We start from the raw sequence: 13,993 nt of genomic DNA on the forward strand, positions 1-13,993 counted from the left end.
TTAACCTCCCTTCTACCAAGTTTCTTCCAGAATGACAGGAGAGAAGTTAATTCTTATGCTTCTATAGTTGCCAGTTGGCCTCTGTATACAGCACCTGGTAAAATTGCCTCTTTCGGATGCTTAATGTGCCACTCAAATTCCTCGCGGAAGTGGCGGATCGCACTGGCTACCGGCCATGCTGCTGCATCACCCAGCGGACAAATCGTATTACCTTCTATCTGCTTGGCAACGCTTACCAACAGGTCAATGTCCTGCTGATGTCCGTGGCCGTGCTCGATGCGGTGTAATACTTTTTCCATCCAACCTGTACCTTCTCGGCATGGGCTGCACTGGCCACATGATTCATGATGATAGAAGCGGGCATAGTTCCACGTGTTGCGCACAATGCACTGGTCTTCATCAAAAACTATAAAGGCGCCGGAACCCAGCATCGAACCACTCACAAAACCACCGTCAGAAAGCGATTCGTAAGACATCAGGCGATCTTCACCAGCTGCAGTTTTTGTTATCAGGTTTGCAGGAAGGATCGGAACAGAAGAACCACCCGGCACTACGGCCTTCAGTTGCTTGCCTTTCCAGATACCACCGCAGTATTCGTCAGAATAAATGAATTCTTCAACCGGAACACCCAGTTCGATCTCGTAAACGCCCGGCTTGTTGATGTTACCGCTGCAAGAGAATAGCTTCGTACCTGTGCTTCTACCGATACCAATTTTTGCATATTCGGCACCACCGTTGTTCACGATCCACGGCACAGACGCGATAGATTCTACGTTGTTTACCACCGTTGGCGAAGCAAATAAACCTTTCACAGCCGGGAATGGCGGCTTGTTACGCGGGTTACCGCGCTTACCTTCCAGAGACTCTAAAAGAGCAGTTTCTTCACCGCAGATATAAGCACCACCACCCGGAGCTACATGCAGGTCCAGGTCGTAACCAGAACCCAGTATGTTTTTACCAAGCAAGCCAGCTGCATACGCCTCCGCAATTGCTTTCTCCAGTATGCGCAGCACAAACATCAACTCGCCACGGATGTAGATATAAGATGTGTTTGCACCCAGCGCGTAGCTCGACGTGATCATACCTTCTATCAGGGAGTGTGGCGTTTTCTCCATGAAGTAGCGGTCCTTGAATGTTCCAGGCTCCGACTCATCGGCGTTGCAAACCAGGTAACGCGGAATACCTTCCGGCTTAGCCAGAAAGCTCCACTTCATACCAGTCGGGAAGCCGGCACCACCACGACCACGCAGGCCTGATGTTTTCACTTCTTCCACCACCTCGTCCGGAGACATCGTTTTCAAAGCCTTCTCTACCGAGCGGTAGCCGCCATGCTTACGATATACTTCCAGGGTCTCGATGCCTGGTACGTTTATATGTTCGGTTAATATTTTAATTCCCATTGTAGCAGGATATATAGCTTGGCAGTTACTCTATAGTTGGCTGCCTGTTTATACTTTATTGTTATCTGACAAAGGACTTAATGACAAAGGACAAAAGAGAAAACTTATAACAAGTCTATTGTCTTTTGTCAAATGATCTTTTGTCTAATTTGCCTGATGATAAGGTGTTTCTACCTCGGTGTTGCGCATTGTTTCCAGGAACTGATCCAGCTTTTCTTCTGAATCGATGTTCTCGTAAAACTTCTCGCGTACCTGTAGCATCGGACCTGTACCACATGAGGCAAGGCATTCTACCGGCTTCAGCGTAAACATACCATCCGCAGTTGTTTCACCTTCTTCTATGTTCAGTTTCTCCTTCAGCATGTCGATCACCTGATCAGCACCACGCAGGCAGCAAGGGCCTGTGCGGCATACTTCCAGCACGTGCTTGCCAACCGGCTTCAGGTTGAACATGGTATAGAACGTAGCCACTTCGTAAACTTCGATCGGCTGTATGTTCAGAATTTCGGCAATTTTATCCATTACCTGCGGACTCAGCCAGCCTCCAAATTCTGCCTGTGCTACGTGCATGATAGGTAGAATAGCGGATTTCTGGCGTCCTTCCGGGTAGTGGCTGATGTAGCGCTGGATCTCGGCCATGCCTGCATCAGAAAACTTTACTTCGTTTATAGTCTCTGCCATTTTATAGTTGTCATCGGTTGTTTCAGGCAACCAATGTTAAATGGTAATTAATTCTAAAATATTAAGCGTCGAGCTCGCCGGCAATTACGTTCAGGCTACTCAGCGTCAGGATCGCATCAGCCAGCTGGCCACCTTTGATCATCTCGGTATAAGCCTGGTAGTAGATAAAGCAAGGACGACGGAAATGCAGACGGTAAGGAGTGCGACCACCATCTGAAATGATGTAGAAACCAAGCTCGCCGTTACCACCCTCAACAGAATGATACACTTCTCCAACCGGAGCGTCAATCTCACCCATCACAATTTTAAAGTGATAGATAAGGGCTTCCATGTTGCGGTAAACTTCCTGCTTTGGCGGTAAGTAGTAATGCGGTGCATCGGCGTGGTAAGATCCTTCCGGCAGGTTTTTGTAAGCCTGCTCTATAATCTTTAAGCTTTCCCAAACTTCAGCGTTACGAACCAGGAAACGGTCGTATGTATCACCTTTAGAGCCAACCGGAATTTCAAACTCGAAGTCGTCATAAGATGAGTATGGATTCATCACGCGCACATCATAGTCCACACCGGTAGCACGCAGGTTAGGGCCGGTAAAGCCGTAGCTCAACGCACGTTCTGCTGAGATAGCACCAACGTCTGTCGTTCTGTCGATGAAAATACGGTTACGGGTAAGCATTTTCTCGAACTCAGCCCACACCTTCGGGAAGCGCTTCAGGAACTCACCGATTAAGTATAAAGCTTTAGGCGAAAGGTCGCGCTCCATACCGCCGATACGACCCATGTTCGTAGTCAGTCGGGCACCGCAAACTTCTTCGTAAATGTCGTAAATGTTCTCACGCTCCTGCATCACGTACAGGAAGCCGGTAAACGCACCAGAGTCCACACCCAGGATCGAGTTACAGATCAAGTGGTCTGAAATACGGGCCAGCTCCATCATGATGACACGGATGTACTGCGCACGCTTCGGAATCTCGATGCCCAACAGCTTCTCGACTGACATATGGTAACCCATGTTATTGATCGGAGACGAGCAGTAGTTCATACGGTCGGTAAGCGGCGTGATCTGGTAGAACGGGCGGCGTTCTGCGATCTTCTCAAATGCACGGTGAATGTAACCTATAGTTGGAACAGCATCCACTATAACTTCCCCGTTCATCTGCAGGATGTTCTGGAAAATACCATGCGTGGCCGGGTGCGTTGGCCCCAAGTTAAGCGTGGTTAAATTCTCGTTATGTTTATCTTGTAGTTTCAGATCCAGGTTCTCACGAAACTGATCTAATCCATCAAGTTCAACTTTCTTAGTTTCAGTAGCCATAATATGCTTCTAACGTATAGCCGCCAACTATAAACTGGCAGCAAAACCGGCTTAGCGGCCGAAAAACGTATTTACTTTGTCTTCTCTTGTCTGATCTTCCAGCGGATACTGCTTCAGCATTGGATGGTACTCCATGTCTTCCACATTAAGTATGCGGATAAGGTTCGGGTGACCAGCGAATACAATACCAAAGAAGTCGTAGGCCTCACGCTCCATCCAGTTGGCGGTAGCGTAAAGGTCTGTCATTGTAGGCATTACCGGGTCCGAGATCGGGAAGTATACCTTAATGCGCAGGCGGTAATTATGACGCAGGCTGTGCAACTGGTACATCATGCAAAGCTCTTTGTCTTTCTGCTCCGGGTAATGGATACCACACATCGTTGTCAGGAAACTGATCTGTAGTTCCTTATCATCGCGCAGGTATTTTATCAGCTCATGAATGGTCTGGCGGTTCGTCTGGAACGTCATGATGCCATCCGGATTTACTGCATCCGTAATGTTCTCTTCCCCAAACTGTTCGATGATCTTACCGAGTACGTTTTCGTTCGTAAGCTCCATGGTGCTTATTTAATATTGTAAGATTCTAAAAGAGCCTGATACTCTGGTGAGTTGCGGCGGCGTAGCGATTCGTTTTTCGCTAAATCCTGTACACGCATCAAACCATCCAGTATCTGCTCAGGGCGAGGCGGGCAACCTGGTACGTACACATCCACAGGTACTACACGGTCAATACCCTGTAAAACAGAGTAAGTGTCGAAAATACCACCGGAACATGCACAGGCACCAACAGCTACAACCCAACGAGGCTCCGACATCTGCTCATACACCTGCTTCACAACCGGGCCCATTTTCTTGGCTATAGTTCCCATAACCAGCAGGATGTCTGCCTGGCGTGGCGAGAAGCTTGGGCGCTCAGAGCCGAAACGGGAAATGTCGTAATGCGAACCCATGGTAGCCATAAACTCGATACCGCAGCACGATGTAGCAAAAGGCAATGGCCAAAGCGAGTTGGCACGCGCCAGACCAATTACTTTCTCAAACGAAGTGGCAAAGAAACCTGCACCCGAAACACCTTCCGGGGCTTCTGCCAATGTTATATCTTTATTAGAATCGCTCATTTTCAGAGTTGTTTTTATTGTACAAAACAGGCCTTTTAATGCCCATGTTCTAACAATAACTTACTTGTAAAAGTTTAATATTACTCCCACTTCAGAATGCCCTTTTTGAGTACATAGAAGAAGCCTGACATCAGTAGCCCCAGGAACAGAAGCATTTGCAGAAAGCCATCTACACCGAACTCTCTGAAGTTAACCGCCCAAGGGTACATAAAGATGATTTCCACATCAAATAGCACGAAAAGGATGGCCGTCATGAAGTATTTGTAGGAAATAGGCGTACGCGCATCACCCACCGATTCGATACCACTTTCCCAGGCAGCATCTTTTACAGCACTGCTGCGCTTCGGACCCAACAGGTGCGTTGTTACTAATGCGAAAATCACAAAGCCAAGGGCTGCTGCCAATTGTATTAAAATCGGCAGGTAATCAGACGGTAAATACTGGTTTACAGTAGTTTCCATAATATTGTAACGCTTTCTTGAAATTTGGGAGCAAAATTAGGTATAAATAGCCAACAATCAAAAGTATAAGTTGCCTGTAAATTTGTGTCAGAAGTATGATTTATCTCACCTTTTGCGGTAGTGTAACTTATCTGTATACAAATGTAAAAAAACAAAGGCCGCACCCCGAAGAGTGCAGCCTTTGATCTTGGACTATAGCTTTGTTATTTGCTTTCGCCTAAGAACGGGTAACGGTAATCTACCGGCGATACAAATGTTTCTTTAATAGAACGGGCAGATACCCAGCGTAATAGGTTCAGCATAGAGCCGGCTTTGTCGTTTGTGCCAGAAGCGCGCGCGCCACCAAACGGCTGCTGGCCAACTACAGCACCTGTCGGCTTATCGTTGATATAGAAGTTACCGGCAGCCTGGTCTAATTTTTTAGTAGCAAGCTCAACGGCATAACGGTCCTGGCCAAAAATAGCACCGGTTAGGGCGTAAGGCGACGTTGCGTTAACCAGCTCCAGTGTCTCTTCGAAGTTATTTTCGTCGTACACATAAATTGTGATCACAGGCCCAAAGATCTCTTCGCACATAGTTACGTACTGTGGGTTATGCGCCAGCAATACAGTAGGCTCTATAAAGTAACCTTTCGATTTGTCGTAGCCACCACCTGCAATAATTTCTACTTCGTTGCTGTTCTTCGCATTGTCGATGTACTTGGCAATTTTGTCAAAAGACTTCTCGTCGATAACTGCGTTAATAAAGTTTCCGAAATCTTCCGGAGGCCCCATTTTAAACGTCTTCAGGTCTTCAACGACATAGTTTTTTACGTCCTCCCAAAGGTTGCTTGGTATATAAGCGCGCGAAGCGGCAGAGCATTTCTGGCCCTGGTACTCGAAAGCACCGCGAACTATACCGGTAGCTACCTGCTTGGCATTAGCAGAGCTGTGTGCAACTATAAAGTCTTTACCACCAGTTTCGCCAACTATACGCGGGTAAGTTTTATACTTGTGGATGTTTGTGCCAATCGTTTTCCAGATGTTCTGGAAAACGCCTGTGCTGCCTGTAAAGTGGATACCTGCAAAATCAGCGTGGTTAAAGATCACTTCACCAGCGGTAGGGCCATCCACATAAACCAAGTTAATAACGCCATCAGGCAAACCAGCCTCCTGGAAAAGCTCCATGATTACGTGGGCTGCATAGATCTGCGTGTTGGCTGGCTTCCAAACTACTACGTTACCCATCATGGCCACCGAAGATGGCAGGTTACCTGCAATAGCTGTAAAGTTGAATGGCGTAAGTGCAAACACAAAACCTTCGAGTGGGCGGTGCTCCATGCGGTTCCAAACACCCGGCGAAGATTCCGGCTGCATCTGGTAAATTTCCGTCATGTACTGCACGTTAAAGCGCAGGAAGTCGATCAGTTCGCAGGCAGAGTCAATCTCAGCCTGGAAAGCATTTTTAGACTGACCCAGCATAGTTGCCGCGTTCATTCTTGCTCTCCATGGGCCTGCTAACAGTTCAGCAGCTTTTAAGAAAATAGAAGCGCGGTGCTCCCAGTTCATATTTGCCCAAGCCTCACGCGCAGCCAGTGCTGCATTAATAGCCTGTTCCACGTGCGTTGCATCGCCTTCGCTGAAATGGCCAAGGATATGCTTATGGTCGTGAGGTTGCAAAAGCGGCTTCTTGCTGTCGGTATAAACCTGGTCGCCGCCAATGTACATTGGTACATCAACTTCTTTCGACTTCATTTCTTTATAAGTGCGCAGTAGTTCCTCGCGCTCCGGGGAGCCCGGCGCATAAGACTTTACTGGTTCGTTTATGGGAGTTGGTACTTTAAAAAATCCGGTTGCCATGTGGTTTATAGTTAAGGATTTAAAATATACTTTTGGATGGTTGTTTTAACCATACTGCAAAGGTAAGGCTATTTCTGTAAATAAGGGTAGGAATGTGTTATTTCGAGTATTCTTGAGATGAGAGTCGAGAAGAGTCGTTTTAGGTGTAAGGGGTCTTATATGTGCTATAATTTGTCTACTGTCATTTCAAGCGTAGTCGGGAAATCTTAATTGTCCTATCTTTGCAAGAGCTACAAGCGCGCAGCTCCTGCTAGCGTCTGATGTTCTATAGTTCCTCTTTTGTCATCCCGAGCGTTAACCGAGGGATCTTATGTGTCCTTTACCTAACTATAGTTGCAACCTGAACGAAGCCATCCTTCCAAAAATTCTTTATTCCCGGGAGCTTTAGTTACCCATCGTTTCAATTGAGCTTTGGTGCCCTCACCGCCGGGAGGCCCCGTCTTCGGGCATCGCGCTGTGTACATTCCTTTTTCTCGTTCCTCGAAATGCCTCACGGCACCAGAAATCTACAAGGCGCTCAACCCAAAGACTGCGATCTTTCTACTATTGACCTATAGCTATAGTTTGAACCAGTAAGCTCCGCAATTGATCATAGCTATAGTTTCGTAGGGACAGGTCGCGACCTGTCCTGATCTTGGACTGTAACTATAAAACTATAGCTCTAACTATAGCAAAGGCAGTAAAAGCTCCTCTCCTTAGACTACTGAGAACGAGAGTTCGAAGGTAGCGAGCGTAACTCTGAGGGGTAGGGGTGGTTGGGCCATGCTAACTATAGAACACACCAGTTTACGGAACATCCGGAGGCTGTGAGGTTTAAGATCCTGTCAGTCTGCTAATTCTATAAATATTGATTCAAAAAGGAAGCTCATTTAGGTAGCAAGCAAATTTTAGCAATACTAAATATTTTAGCTTAATATATAGCTTTTGCTAATTTTGTTCGTAAATAGCATGTAATATGGAAGCTAAAGTGATACCTATAAGCCAATGGGCACCGGGGTTTTACAACCTCGTTGATGATACTGATGAAGTGCTGCTCTTATTTGGAGCGAGTGTGCGGGCTGGTTTTCCTAGTCCGGCTGCCGATTATTCTGCCGACCCAATAGACCTGAACAAGTATATTTCTGAGAACCCTACGGCTACCTTTCTGGCCCGTGTAGAAGGCGACTCGATGATAGGCGCACACATAGAACCCGGCGACCTGGCCGTGATAGATCGATCGGTGAAGCCAACAACTGGTAAAATTGTGCTGGCCTTTGTAGAGGGTGAGTTTACTATTAAGCGCGTCCTGTTCCGGAAAGACGGCACATACCTTCAGCCCGAAAACCCAAACTATAAGACCATTAAAATCGATGATCCGGAAAGTGGCCGTATCTGGGGTGTAGTAGTGGGCGTGATCAAAAAATTTAAGTAAGCTATGACGTCGCTGTTTGCTATAGTTGACTGCAATAACTTTTATGCGAGTTGCGAGCGCGTGTTTAATCCCGCGCTTAACAGTAGGCCAGTGGTGGTGCTCTCGAATAACGATGGCTGCATTATAGCGCTCAGTAACGAAGCCAAGGCCTTAGGTGTAAAAATGGGTACGCCCTACTTCCAGGCACGGCCGCAGCTTGAGGAGTACGGTGTAGCGGTGTTCAGTTCTAACTATGAGCTGTATGGCGATATGTCGCGGAGGGTGGTGGAAACGCTGCAGCAGTTTACGCCTAACCTGGAAGTATACTCTATAGATGAAAGCTTCCTGGACCTGGGCGATTTTTATAAAGTAGACCTCCAGGAATACGCCCGAACTATAAAAGAGACCGTGAAGCAGTGGACGGGCATACCCGTAGCTGTGGGTGTGGCCACAACTAAAACACTGGCGAAAGTAGCTAACCGCATTTCCAAGAAATCAGCTAAAGCAAATGGGGTGTTGGTACTGACAGATGAGCGGCATATTGAAGCTGCCCTGAAAAGAACTGAAGTCGGCGATGTATGGGGCATTGGGCGGCGCTATGCTAACAAGTTGGCTGGCCTGGGCATACACACCGCCTGGGACCTGCGCAATGTAACCGATGCCTTCGCTAAAAAACATCTTACTGTAGTGGGCCTGCGTACTGTAAAAGAGCTGCGTGGCGAATCGTGTATGGAATTGGAACACATGCCGCCTGCCAAGCAAAACATCTGCACCTCACGCAGTTTCGGTAAAACACTTACCGAGCTAACCGAACTCGAAGATGCCCTTGCTACACATACCATTCGCTGTGCTACCAAACTACGTAAGCAAAAGTCATGTGCCGGCGTTATAACTGTGTTTCTGATGACTAACCGCTTTACCGAGCAGCATTACTACTATAGCCGAACTGTAAAACTCGATAGCCCCACCAACAGCGAACTTGAACTGCTCCGGCATGCCACCAAAGCCCTGAAGCAAATGTATCGGCCTAGCCTGCAGTATAAAAAAGCTGGCGTTATAGTTTCTGATATCGTGCCGGCTAACCAAGTACAGCTCTCGTTGCTAACCAGCCATAACACAGACCGCGACAATAAACTTATGCAAACCCTCGACAGCCTGCGCGAAAAGTATGGCAACAAATTCGTAAAGTATGGCGTGCAGGGAAGTAACGAGGCTATTAAGAAATGGGAGTTAAACAGAGACCATATCTCAGCTTGTTACACTACAGATATAACAGGCTTGCTTAAAGTAAGCTAATAACAAGATTACAGCACAAACTGCAAATATTACTTACATTGGTAAGTTAACGTAGCAACTAACTGACTACCATTAGCCATTGTTCTGGTCGATTTTATAGGATGGCCAGCTGCATTATACTCATAGGTTGCCGTATAGCTATCGCCCCATACCTGCCCACTACTAGAGATGTTGGAATAGCTTACAATGTTATGTAAGTATGGGTACCCTATCATTAAAAAGCCTATTTTCTGTAAAGCCGGTGTATTTTTAAGAGCAGGCTGCTTGTCATCATAATGTAGGGTTAATGTTTGTGCATGTTGCCCATTAGGAGTAAAAGTTAAAATACGGCGCATTTCCTCCCCTTCGTATTCATAGGTATAGGTAGCATACAAACGGCCATCCGGATATTGTATCGTTCGCTTTGCTACCTGTTTATCAGATACGTACTCGTATGAATAGATAAAGCCTGGTTGCATAGTGCCATTAGTAAGTTGGTTACTATTCATCTGGATTAGTAAACCCGCTCCATCGTAACTATAGTTATTAAAGCCTGTAAGCGTTCCGTCAGCCTGGTAAATCGACTCATTCTCAATTAACTGCTTGTTATTATATGCAAATGTCGTGTACCGCGTAAGTGCCCCTTTCTCATAATACTCCACTTTTATAATCTTGCCAGCAGAATCGTAGATGTATTTTGAGTTAGTATTGCCAGTAGGTGTAGTTGCAGCTGTTTCTTGTAGTGTGCAGGTTTGCTCTTTTGCAGGAGTTGGATTATCAGCATCTTTTTTACTACAGGCAATTAGCCAGAAGCAAAGCATTAAAAGAAGCAGCTTTTTCATTGTATGATTATTAAAAAGTTAGGAGCTGGCTTAAGGCTAAAAACAGAGCAATTTAATAAATGATCGCCGTAAATTTATAGCTACACTTGAATATTTCACTTTGTAAGATAGCTGACTAGTTGTTGCAGAACCAGAATAGAGGTTAGCTGTAATTACTAGACAAATTGTATAAAGCTTGGCTTGGTAAGTTTGTGAAATATGAGAATAAGGCATTAGCAAAAAGTGGGAGTTGAAAAAGAGCACATCTTGAGTATTGTGCTACGGATATGAGTGAGTAATAAGAGTTAAGTAGCAATTTGCAATTCAAGAACTAATATCTGATTTATAGTTAAATACTCCACTGAACATTGATTAATTCACATTTTACATCTTAATTTGCAGTTCGCGAATTGCAAATTAAGATGTAACCTATAATCCCTATGAAGAAGCACAGCGGAATGCGCCCACAGGATATTGTAATTCTATTAGATATTATAACTATGGCTCAAAGGCCATGGATGATGAAAGATATTGCCTATAATACTGGTATAAGTGCATCAGAAGTGTCAGAGTCTTTAAATAGATCAACTAAAGCAGGATTGTACGATAAATATAAAAGCAAAGTAAGAGGGCAGGCTTTAGTTGAGTTTTTGAAATATGGTTTACCATATGTTTTTCCACAAGAACCTGGAGCAATTACGCGAGGTATACCTACAGCCTATAGCGCGCCCCCCTTAAATGAACTGATCTTGAGTGGAGATAAGTTAGTATGGCCGTATCCGAAAGGGAAGGAACGAGGTCAAGCTATAGAACCTCTTTATTCTACTGTCGCAGAAAAGGTGCAGAATAACCCCAAATTATATGAATTATTAGCTTTAGTTGATGCACTAAGAGTAGGTAGAGCACGAGAAAAGGAATTAGCGAGCAAAGAACTAGAAAAAAGAATTTTAGATGGATGGACAATCAATTAACAGAGAGGTAATAAAGAAAGTCGCATTAGGGTTACAAGAACTGAAACAGGACATGGTATTTGTAGGTGGGGCTACACTCAGTATTTATGCTGATGATCCTGCTGCAGACCCTGTGCGTCCTACAAGTGATATTGATTTAAGTGTTTCGTTGGCAGGGTACGGCGCCTGGAATAAATTGCAGGAGCGTTTACAGGAGCTTGGCTTTTATCCGGATAGTAAAAGTAAAGTAATTTGTCGGTTTACTTATAAAGGAATCATGATAGATGTAATGCCAGATGATCCAAAGATATTAGGCTTTACTAATCCTTGGTATAGGTCTGGTTTGGAACGGTCACTTTTGACGCAAGTAACAGATGGATTGGAAATTCGTGTGTTACCAGTTGCATATTTTCTGGCAACAAAATTTTCAGCCTACTATAGCAGAGGGGGAGATCCTCGGATGAGCCACGACTTTGAGGATATTATTTATGTTACAGACAATCGATTAAACCTAATTGAGGAAATCGCAGCCGCGCCACTTGAAGTCCGGTCATATCTTCAGCAAGAATATGGCCTGATATGGAATAACCGTTACCGCGATGAGATATTAAGTTGTCATTTAGTAGATAATAGCAGGTTACTACTACTTGAAGAAAAGATAGATGCCATACTAAATCTATAATATCACAATATAGGAAAACAAAAAAGCCTCTCAGATTTCTCTAAGAGGCTTTTGATGTGGTCGCGAAGGGAGCAGAGAGATTTCCTTTGATATAGCTTAAATGCGGTCTAATGCAGCATCGTAAGGCTTTCTCACTTTTGAAGCTAGCAGGCTAATGCATGACCACGCAGGTAAATGAGGGTAATGTTTTACCTGTTGTTTTACCTATTCTACAGCAAAACCTTATATAAGCGCATCCCGGCGCTTTCTGAGGTTTTCCAGTGAAGAGGTATGATGGCAGGGTAATTTAATTTTACAACCTATCATTTATCGCTTATGGCAACCGTAAAAATCCTGTTAAAAACAGAGAAAACAAATGCGCAGGGTGAAGCCCCGCTATATCTTCGTATTATCAAGAACCGGGCAGCAAAGTACATTTCACTTGGCATCAGGCTTAACCCCAGGCACTGGAACGAAAGAGAGAAGAAAGTAAAGAAGTCCCATCCAAATTCACAGAGGCTGAATAATTACTTGGCAGTAAAAATCGCAGAAGCGGAAGGCGTAGCCCTGTCCATGGAAACAGGTGAGAAGGCGGTTTCTTCTGTAAAGATCAAAGAAGCCGTGCTGGGCAAGAGCTCCGAAAGCTTTCTGAAATACGCAGATGCCTTTATACAAGGGATGGAGAAGAACAATCAGGTAAGCACCGCTGCTAAAGCAAAAGCCATTTTCTCGAAGCTGCGGGAGTTTCTAGGCAAGAAGGACCTGCTGTTTGACCAGCTGACTGTTACCTTTCTGAAGTCCTATGAGCGCTATCTAAAGGACAAGGTGGGAAACTCCACCAACACGATCCATGCTAACCTGAAGGTGTTCCGACGCATCATTAATGAGGCCATAAGCGAAGATATCATTCCGTATGACCAAAACCCTTTCCTGAAGTTCAAGCTTAAGCTCGAGAGAACAACCAAGATCTATCTGACCGAAGAGGAACTCCTAAAGATTGAGGAGCTGCCGTTGAAAGCTGGTACCAGAAAGTATCACCACAGGAACATGTATGTGTTCGCCGCTTATGCAGGGGGGCTTCGCATATCCGATATCCTGCAGTTAAAATGGAAGCATTTTGACGGGGAGCGCGTGGTTATCGATACTCACAAAACAGGTAGTACTGTGTCCATAAAGCTGCCGTTAAAAGCAATCAACATTTTAGAAGAATACAGGAGTACAGAAATAAGTCAGGATGATTTTATTTTTCCTATTTTGAAGCCGCATAAGGATTACGCTAACCCTAAGGTTTTATACAGGGCTTTGTCTTCCGCTACAGCCTATACTAATAAGGACATCAGGGCGATAGGTACACAGATTGGTATCACTGGCAACTTAAGCTTTCATTCCAGCAGGCATACCTGGGCAACGAGGGCACTGAAAAAGGGAATGCGCATAGAATATGTATCTAAGCTGATGGGGCATACATCGATCAGAACTACCCAAATCTATGCAAAGATAGTATCAGAAGAACTGGACAAGGCAATGGATTTATTTAACGAGTAAAGGTTATGATTCAAACTATAAAACGGGCAACTATCCTGCTTCAGGATTACAATGACTTCAAAGCTTACATCCTTAGAGCTTACAATGTATATCTTATACGGAACACAGATAAGAAAAAAAGCTACAAGAAATTTGTAAAGAAACTGATTAAGGCTGCAGAAGTTCATGCTAAGAAGTATACACCTGATTACCTGTACTTCCAGTTACAGGGAAGCAGGTGTTCCATAGCCATCCCTGAACTATATCTGATAAGGATGTCCTTGTGGAATTTATCTAAACAGGTTAGTAGCTTCATCTCTTATAGTAAGGATGAAGCTGAGTTGAGCATCAGTCTGGATAACGAGCTTGCAGTTGGTCTACTAGAAGAGAAGTTTTTGCAGGATGGAACTCAGAAGGAAGAAGCAGAGAAGAAAGTAGAAGCTATCTCATAAATAGAGATCAAAAATAATCAAGGGATCGTTTATCAGTTATGAAGTTAACAGATAAGCAATGGGGAAAATTAAAAGACCTCATTCCTGATGGTGCCAGGCGGGCAGACGGG

The 13,993-nt window shown here is 44.9% G+C and carries 14 protein-coding genes; 6 read left to right on the forward strand and 8 right to left on the reverse strand.

The features are described 5' to 3' along the window. Window positions 1–53: 53 nt before the first annotated feature. The 7 genes from nuoF to pruA form a co-directional block, all read right to left on the reverse strand. Entirely contained in the window at window positions 54–1,400 is a 1,347-nt protein-coding gene (gene nuoF, locus GWO68_RS16780) for an NADH-quinone oxidoreductase subunit NuoF (protein WP_162347630.1), read from the reverse strand. Between the two features lie 144 nt (window positions 1,401–1,544). After that, window positions 1,545–2,081: an NADH-quinone oxidoreductase subunit NuoE family protein gene (locus GWO68_RS16785; RefSeq protein ID WP_162347646.1), complete on the reverse strand. Its 537-nt coding sequence runs from the start codon at window positions 2,079–2,081 to the stop codon at window positions 1,545–1,547. 61 nt (window positions 2,082–2,142) lie between these two features. Further along, window positions 2,143–3,393, reverse strand: coding sequence for an NADH dehydrogenase (quinone) subunit D (gene nuoD, locus GWO68_RS16790; RefSeq protein WP_162347631.1), 1,251 nt, complete (start codon window positions 3,391–3,393; stop codon window positions 2,143–2,145). Window positions 3,394–3,444: 51 nt separating this feature from the next. Further along, window positions 3,445–3,951 (reverse strand): NADH-quinone oxidoreductase subunit C, encoded by a 507-nt coding sequence (locus GWO68_RS16795; RefSeq protein ID WP_162347632.1) that lies wholly within the window; start codon window positions 3,949–3,951, stop codon window positions 3,445–3,447. A gap of 5 nt (window positions 3,952–3,956) precedes the next feature. Then, a complete protein-coding gene (locus GWO68_RS16800) occupies window positions 3,957–4,511 on the reverse strand; it encodes an NADH-quinone oxidoreductase subunit B (RefSeq protein ID WP_162347633.1) in 555 nt (184 codons plus the stop codon). A gap of 80 nt (window positions 4,512–4,591) precedes the next feature. Next, the gene (locus GWO68_RS16805; protein WP_162347634.1) at window positions 4,592–4,972 is read right to left on the reverse strand and encodes an NADH-quinone oxidoreductase subunit A; all 381 of its coding nucleotides are present in this window, start codon (window positions 4,970–4,972) and stop codon (window positions 4,592–4,594) included. A gap of 203 nt (window positions 4,973–5,175) precedes the next feature. Continuing rightward, entirely contained in the window at window positions 5,176–6,810 is a 1,635-nt protein-coding gene (pruA, locus tag GWO68_RS16810; protein ID WP_162347635.1) for an L-glutamate gamma-semialdehyde dehydrogenase, read from the reverse strand. Between the two features lie 955 nt (window positions 6,811–7,765). Between pruA and GWO68_RS16815 the strand changes: the two genes are divergently transcribed. Together GWO68_RS16815 and GWO68_RS16820 are read left to right on the forward strand one after the other, a co-directional pair. Next, complete coding sequence (locus GWO68_RS16815; protein WP_162347636.1) at window positions 7,766–8,221, forward strand: LexA family protein; 456 nt, start codon at window positions 7,766–7,768, stop codon at window positions 8,219–8,221. Between the two features lie 3 nt (window positions 8,222–8,224). Further along, a complete protein-coding gene (locus tag GWO68_RS16820) occupies window positions 8,225–9,496 on the forward strand; it encodes a Y-family DNA polymerase (RefSeq protein WP_162347637.1) in 1,272 nt (423 codons plus the stop codon). Between the two features lie 29 nt (window positions 9,497–9,525). On the opposite strand, the gene GWO68_RS16825 is transcribed toward GWO68_RS16820, so the two are convergent. Next, the gene (locus tag GWO68_RS16825; protein WP_162347638.1) at window positions 9,526–10,317 is read right to left on the reverse strand and encodes a hypothetical protein; all 792 of its coding nucleotides are present in this window, start codon (window positions 10,315–10,317) and stop codon (window positions 9,526–9,528) included. A 419-nt stretch (window positions 10,318–10,736) separates the two neighbouring features. On the opposite strand from GWO68_RS16825, the gene GWO68_RS16830 reads away from it, so the two are divergent. From GWO68_RS16830 to GWO68_RS16845, 4 genes are all read left to right on the forward strand, one after another. Then, complete coding sequence (locus tag GWO68_RS16830) at window positions 10,737–11,267, forward strand: hypothetical protein (RefSeq protein WP_162347639.1); 531 nt, start codon at window positions 10,737–10,739, stop codon at window positions 11,265–11,267. Next, window positions 11,248–11,928 carry a nucleotidyl transferase AbiEii/AbiGii toxin family protein gene (locus GWO68_RS16835; RefSeq protein WP_162347640.1) on the forward strand — a complete coding sequence of 227 codons (681 nt, stop codon included), beginning with the start codon at window positions 11,248–11,250 and terminating at the stop codon, window positions 11,926–11,928. Before GWO68_RS16830 ends, GWO68_RS16835 begins: the two co-directional genes overlap by 20 nt. A 315-nt stretch (window positions 11,929–12,243) precedes the next feature. Continuing rightward, complete coding sequence (locus GWO68_RS16840) at window positions 12,244–13,452, forward strand: site-specific integrase (protein ID WP_162347641.1); 1,209 nt, start codon at window positions 12,244–12,246, stop codon at window positions 13,450–13,452. Window positions 13,453–13,457: 5 nt separating this feature from the next. Next, window positions 13,458–13,883, forward strand: a complete 426-nt coding sequence (locus GWO68_RS16845) for a hypothetical protein (protein WP_162347642.1) — start codon at window positions 13,458–13,460, stop codon at window positions 13,881–13,883. Window positions 13,884–13,993 lie beyond the last annotated feature (110 nt).

This window comes from Pontibacter fetidus, assembly GCF_010119545.1.
Taxonomy (GTDB): domain Bacteria; phylum Bacteroidota; class Bacteroidia; order Cytophagales; family Hymenobacteraceae; genus Pontibacter; species Pontibacter fetidus.

Bases quoted from the DNA above. Each gene is read 5' to 3' on its own strand.
- nuoF (WP_162347630.1), bottom strand. From the start codon at position 1,400: ATGGGAATTAAAATATTAACCGAACATATAAACGTACCAGGCATCGAG.
- GWO68_RS16835 (WP_162347640.1), top strand. From the start codon at position 11,248: ATGGATGGACAATCAATTAACAGAGAGGTAATAAAGAAAGTCGCATTA.
- GWO68_RS16830 (WP_162347639.1), top strand. From the start codon at position 10,737: ATGAAGAAGCACAGCGGAATGCGCCCACAGGATATTGTAATTCTATTA.
- GWO68_RS16800 (WP_162347633.1), bottom strand. From the start codon at position 4,511: ATGAGCGATTCTAATAAAGATATAACATTGGCAGAAGCCCCGGAAGGT.
- GWO68_RS16815 (WP_162347636.1), top strand. From the start codon at position 7,766: ATGGAAGCTAAAGTGATACCTATAAGCCAATGGGCACCGGGGTTTTAC.
- GWO68_RS16825 (WP_162347638.1), bottom strand. From the start codon at position 10,317: ATGAAAAAGCTGCTTCTTTTAATGCTTTGCTTCTGGCTAATTGCCTGT.
- GWO68_RS16845 (WP_162347642.1), top strand. From the start codon at position 13,458: ATGATTCAAACTATAAAACGGGCAACTATCCTGCTTCAGGATTACAAT.
- GWO68_RS16840 (WP_162347641.1), top strand. From the start codon at position 12,244: ATGGCAACCGTAAAAATCCTGTTAAAAACAGAGAAAACAAATGCGCAG.
- GWO68_RS16805 (WP_162347634.1), bottom strand. From the start codon at position 4,972: ATGGAAACTACTGTAAACCAGTATTTACCGTCTGATTACCTGCCGATT.
- GWO68_RS16820 (WP_162347637.1), top strand. From the start codon at position 8,225: ATGACGTCGCTGTTTGCTATAGTTGACTGCAATAACTTTTATGCGAGT.
- GWO68_RS16795 (WP_162347632.1), bottom strand. From the start codon at position 3,951: ATGGAGCTTACGAACGAAAACGTACTCGGTAAGATCATCGAACAGTTT.
- GWO68_RS16785 (WP_162347646.1), bottom strand. From the start codon at position 2,081: ATGGCAGAGACTATAAACGAAGTAAAGTTTTCTGATGCAGGCATGGCC.
- nuoD (WP_162347631.1), bottom strand. From the start codon at position 3,393: ATGGCTACTGAAACTAAGAAAGTTGAACTTGATGGATTAGATCAGTTT.
- pruA (WP_162347635.1), bottom strand. From the start codon at position 6,810: ATGGCAACCGGATTTTTTAAAGTACCAACTCCCATAAACGAACCAGTA.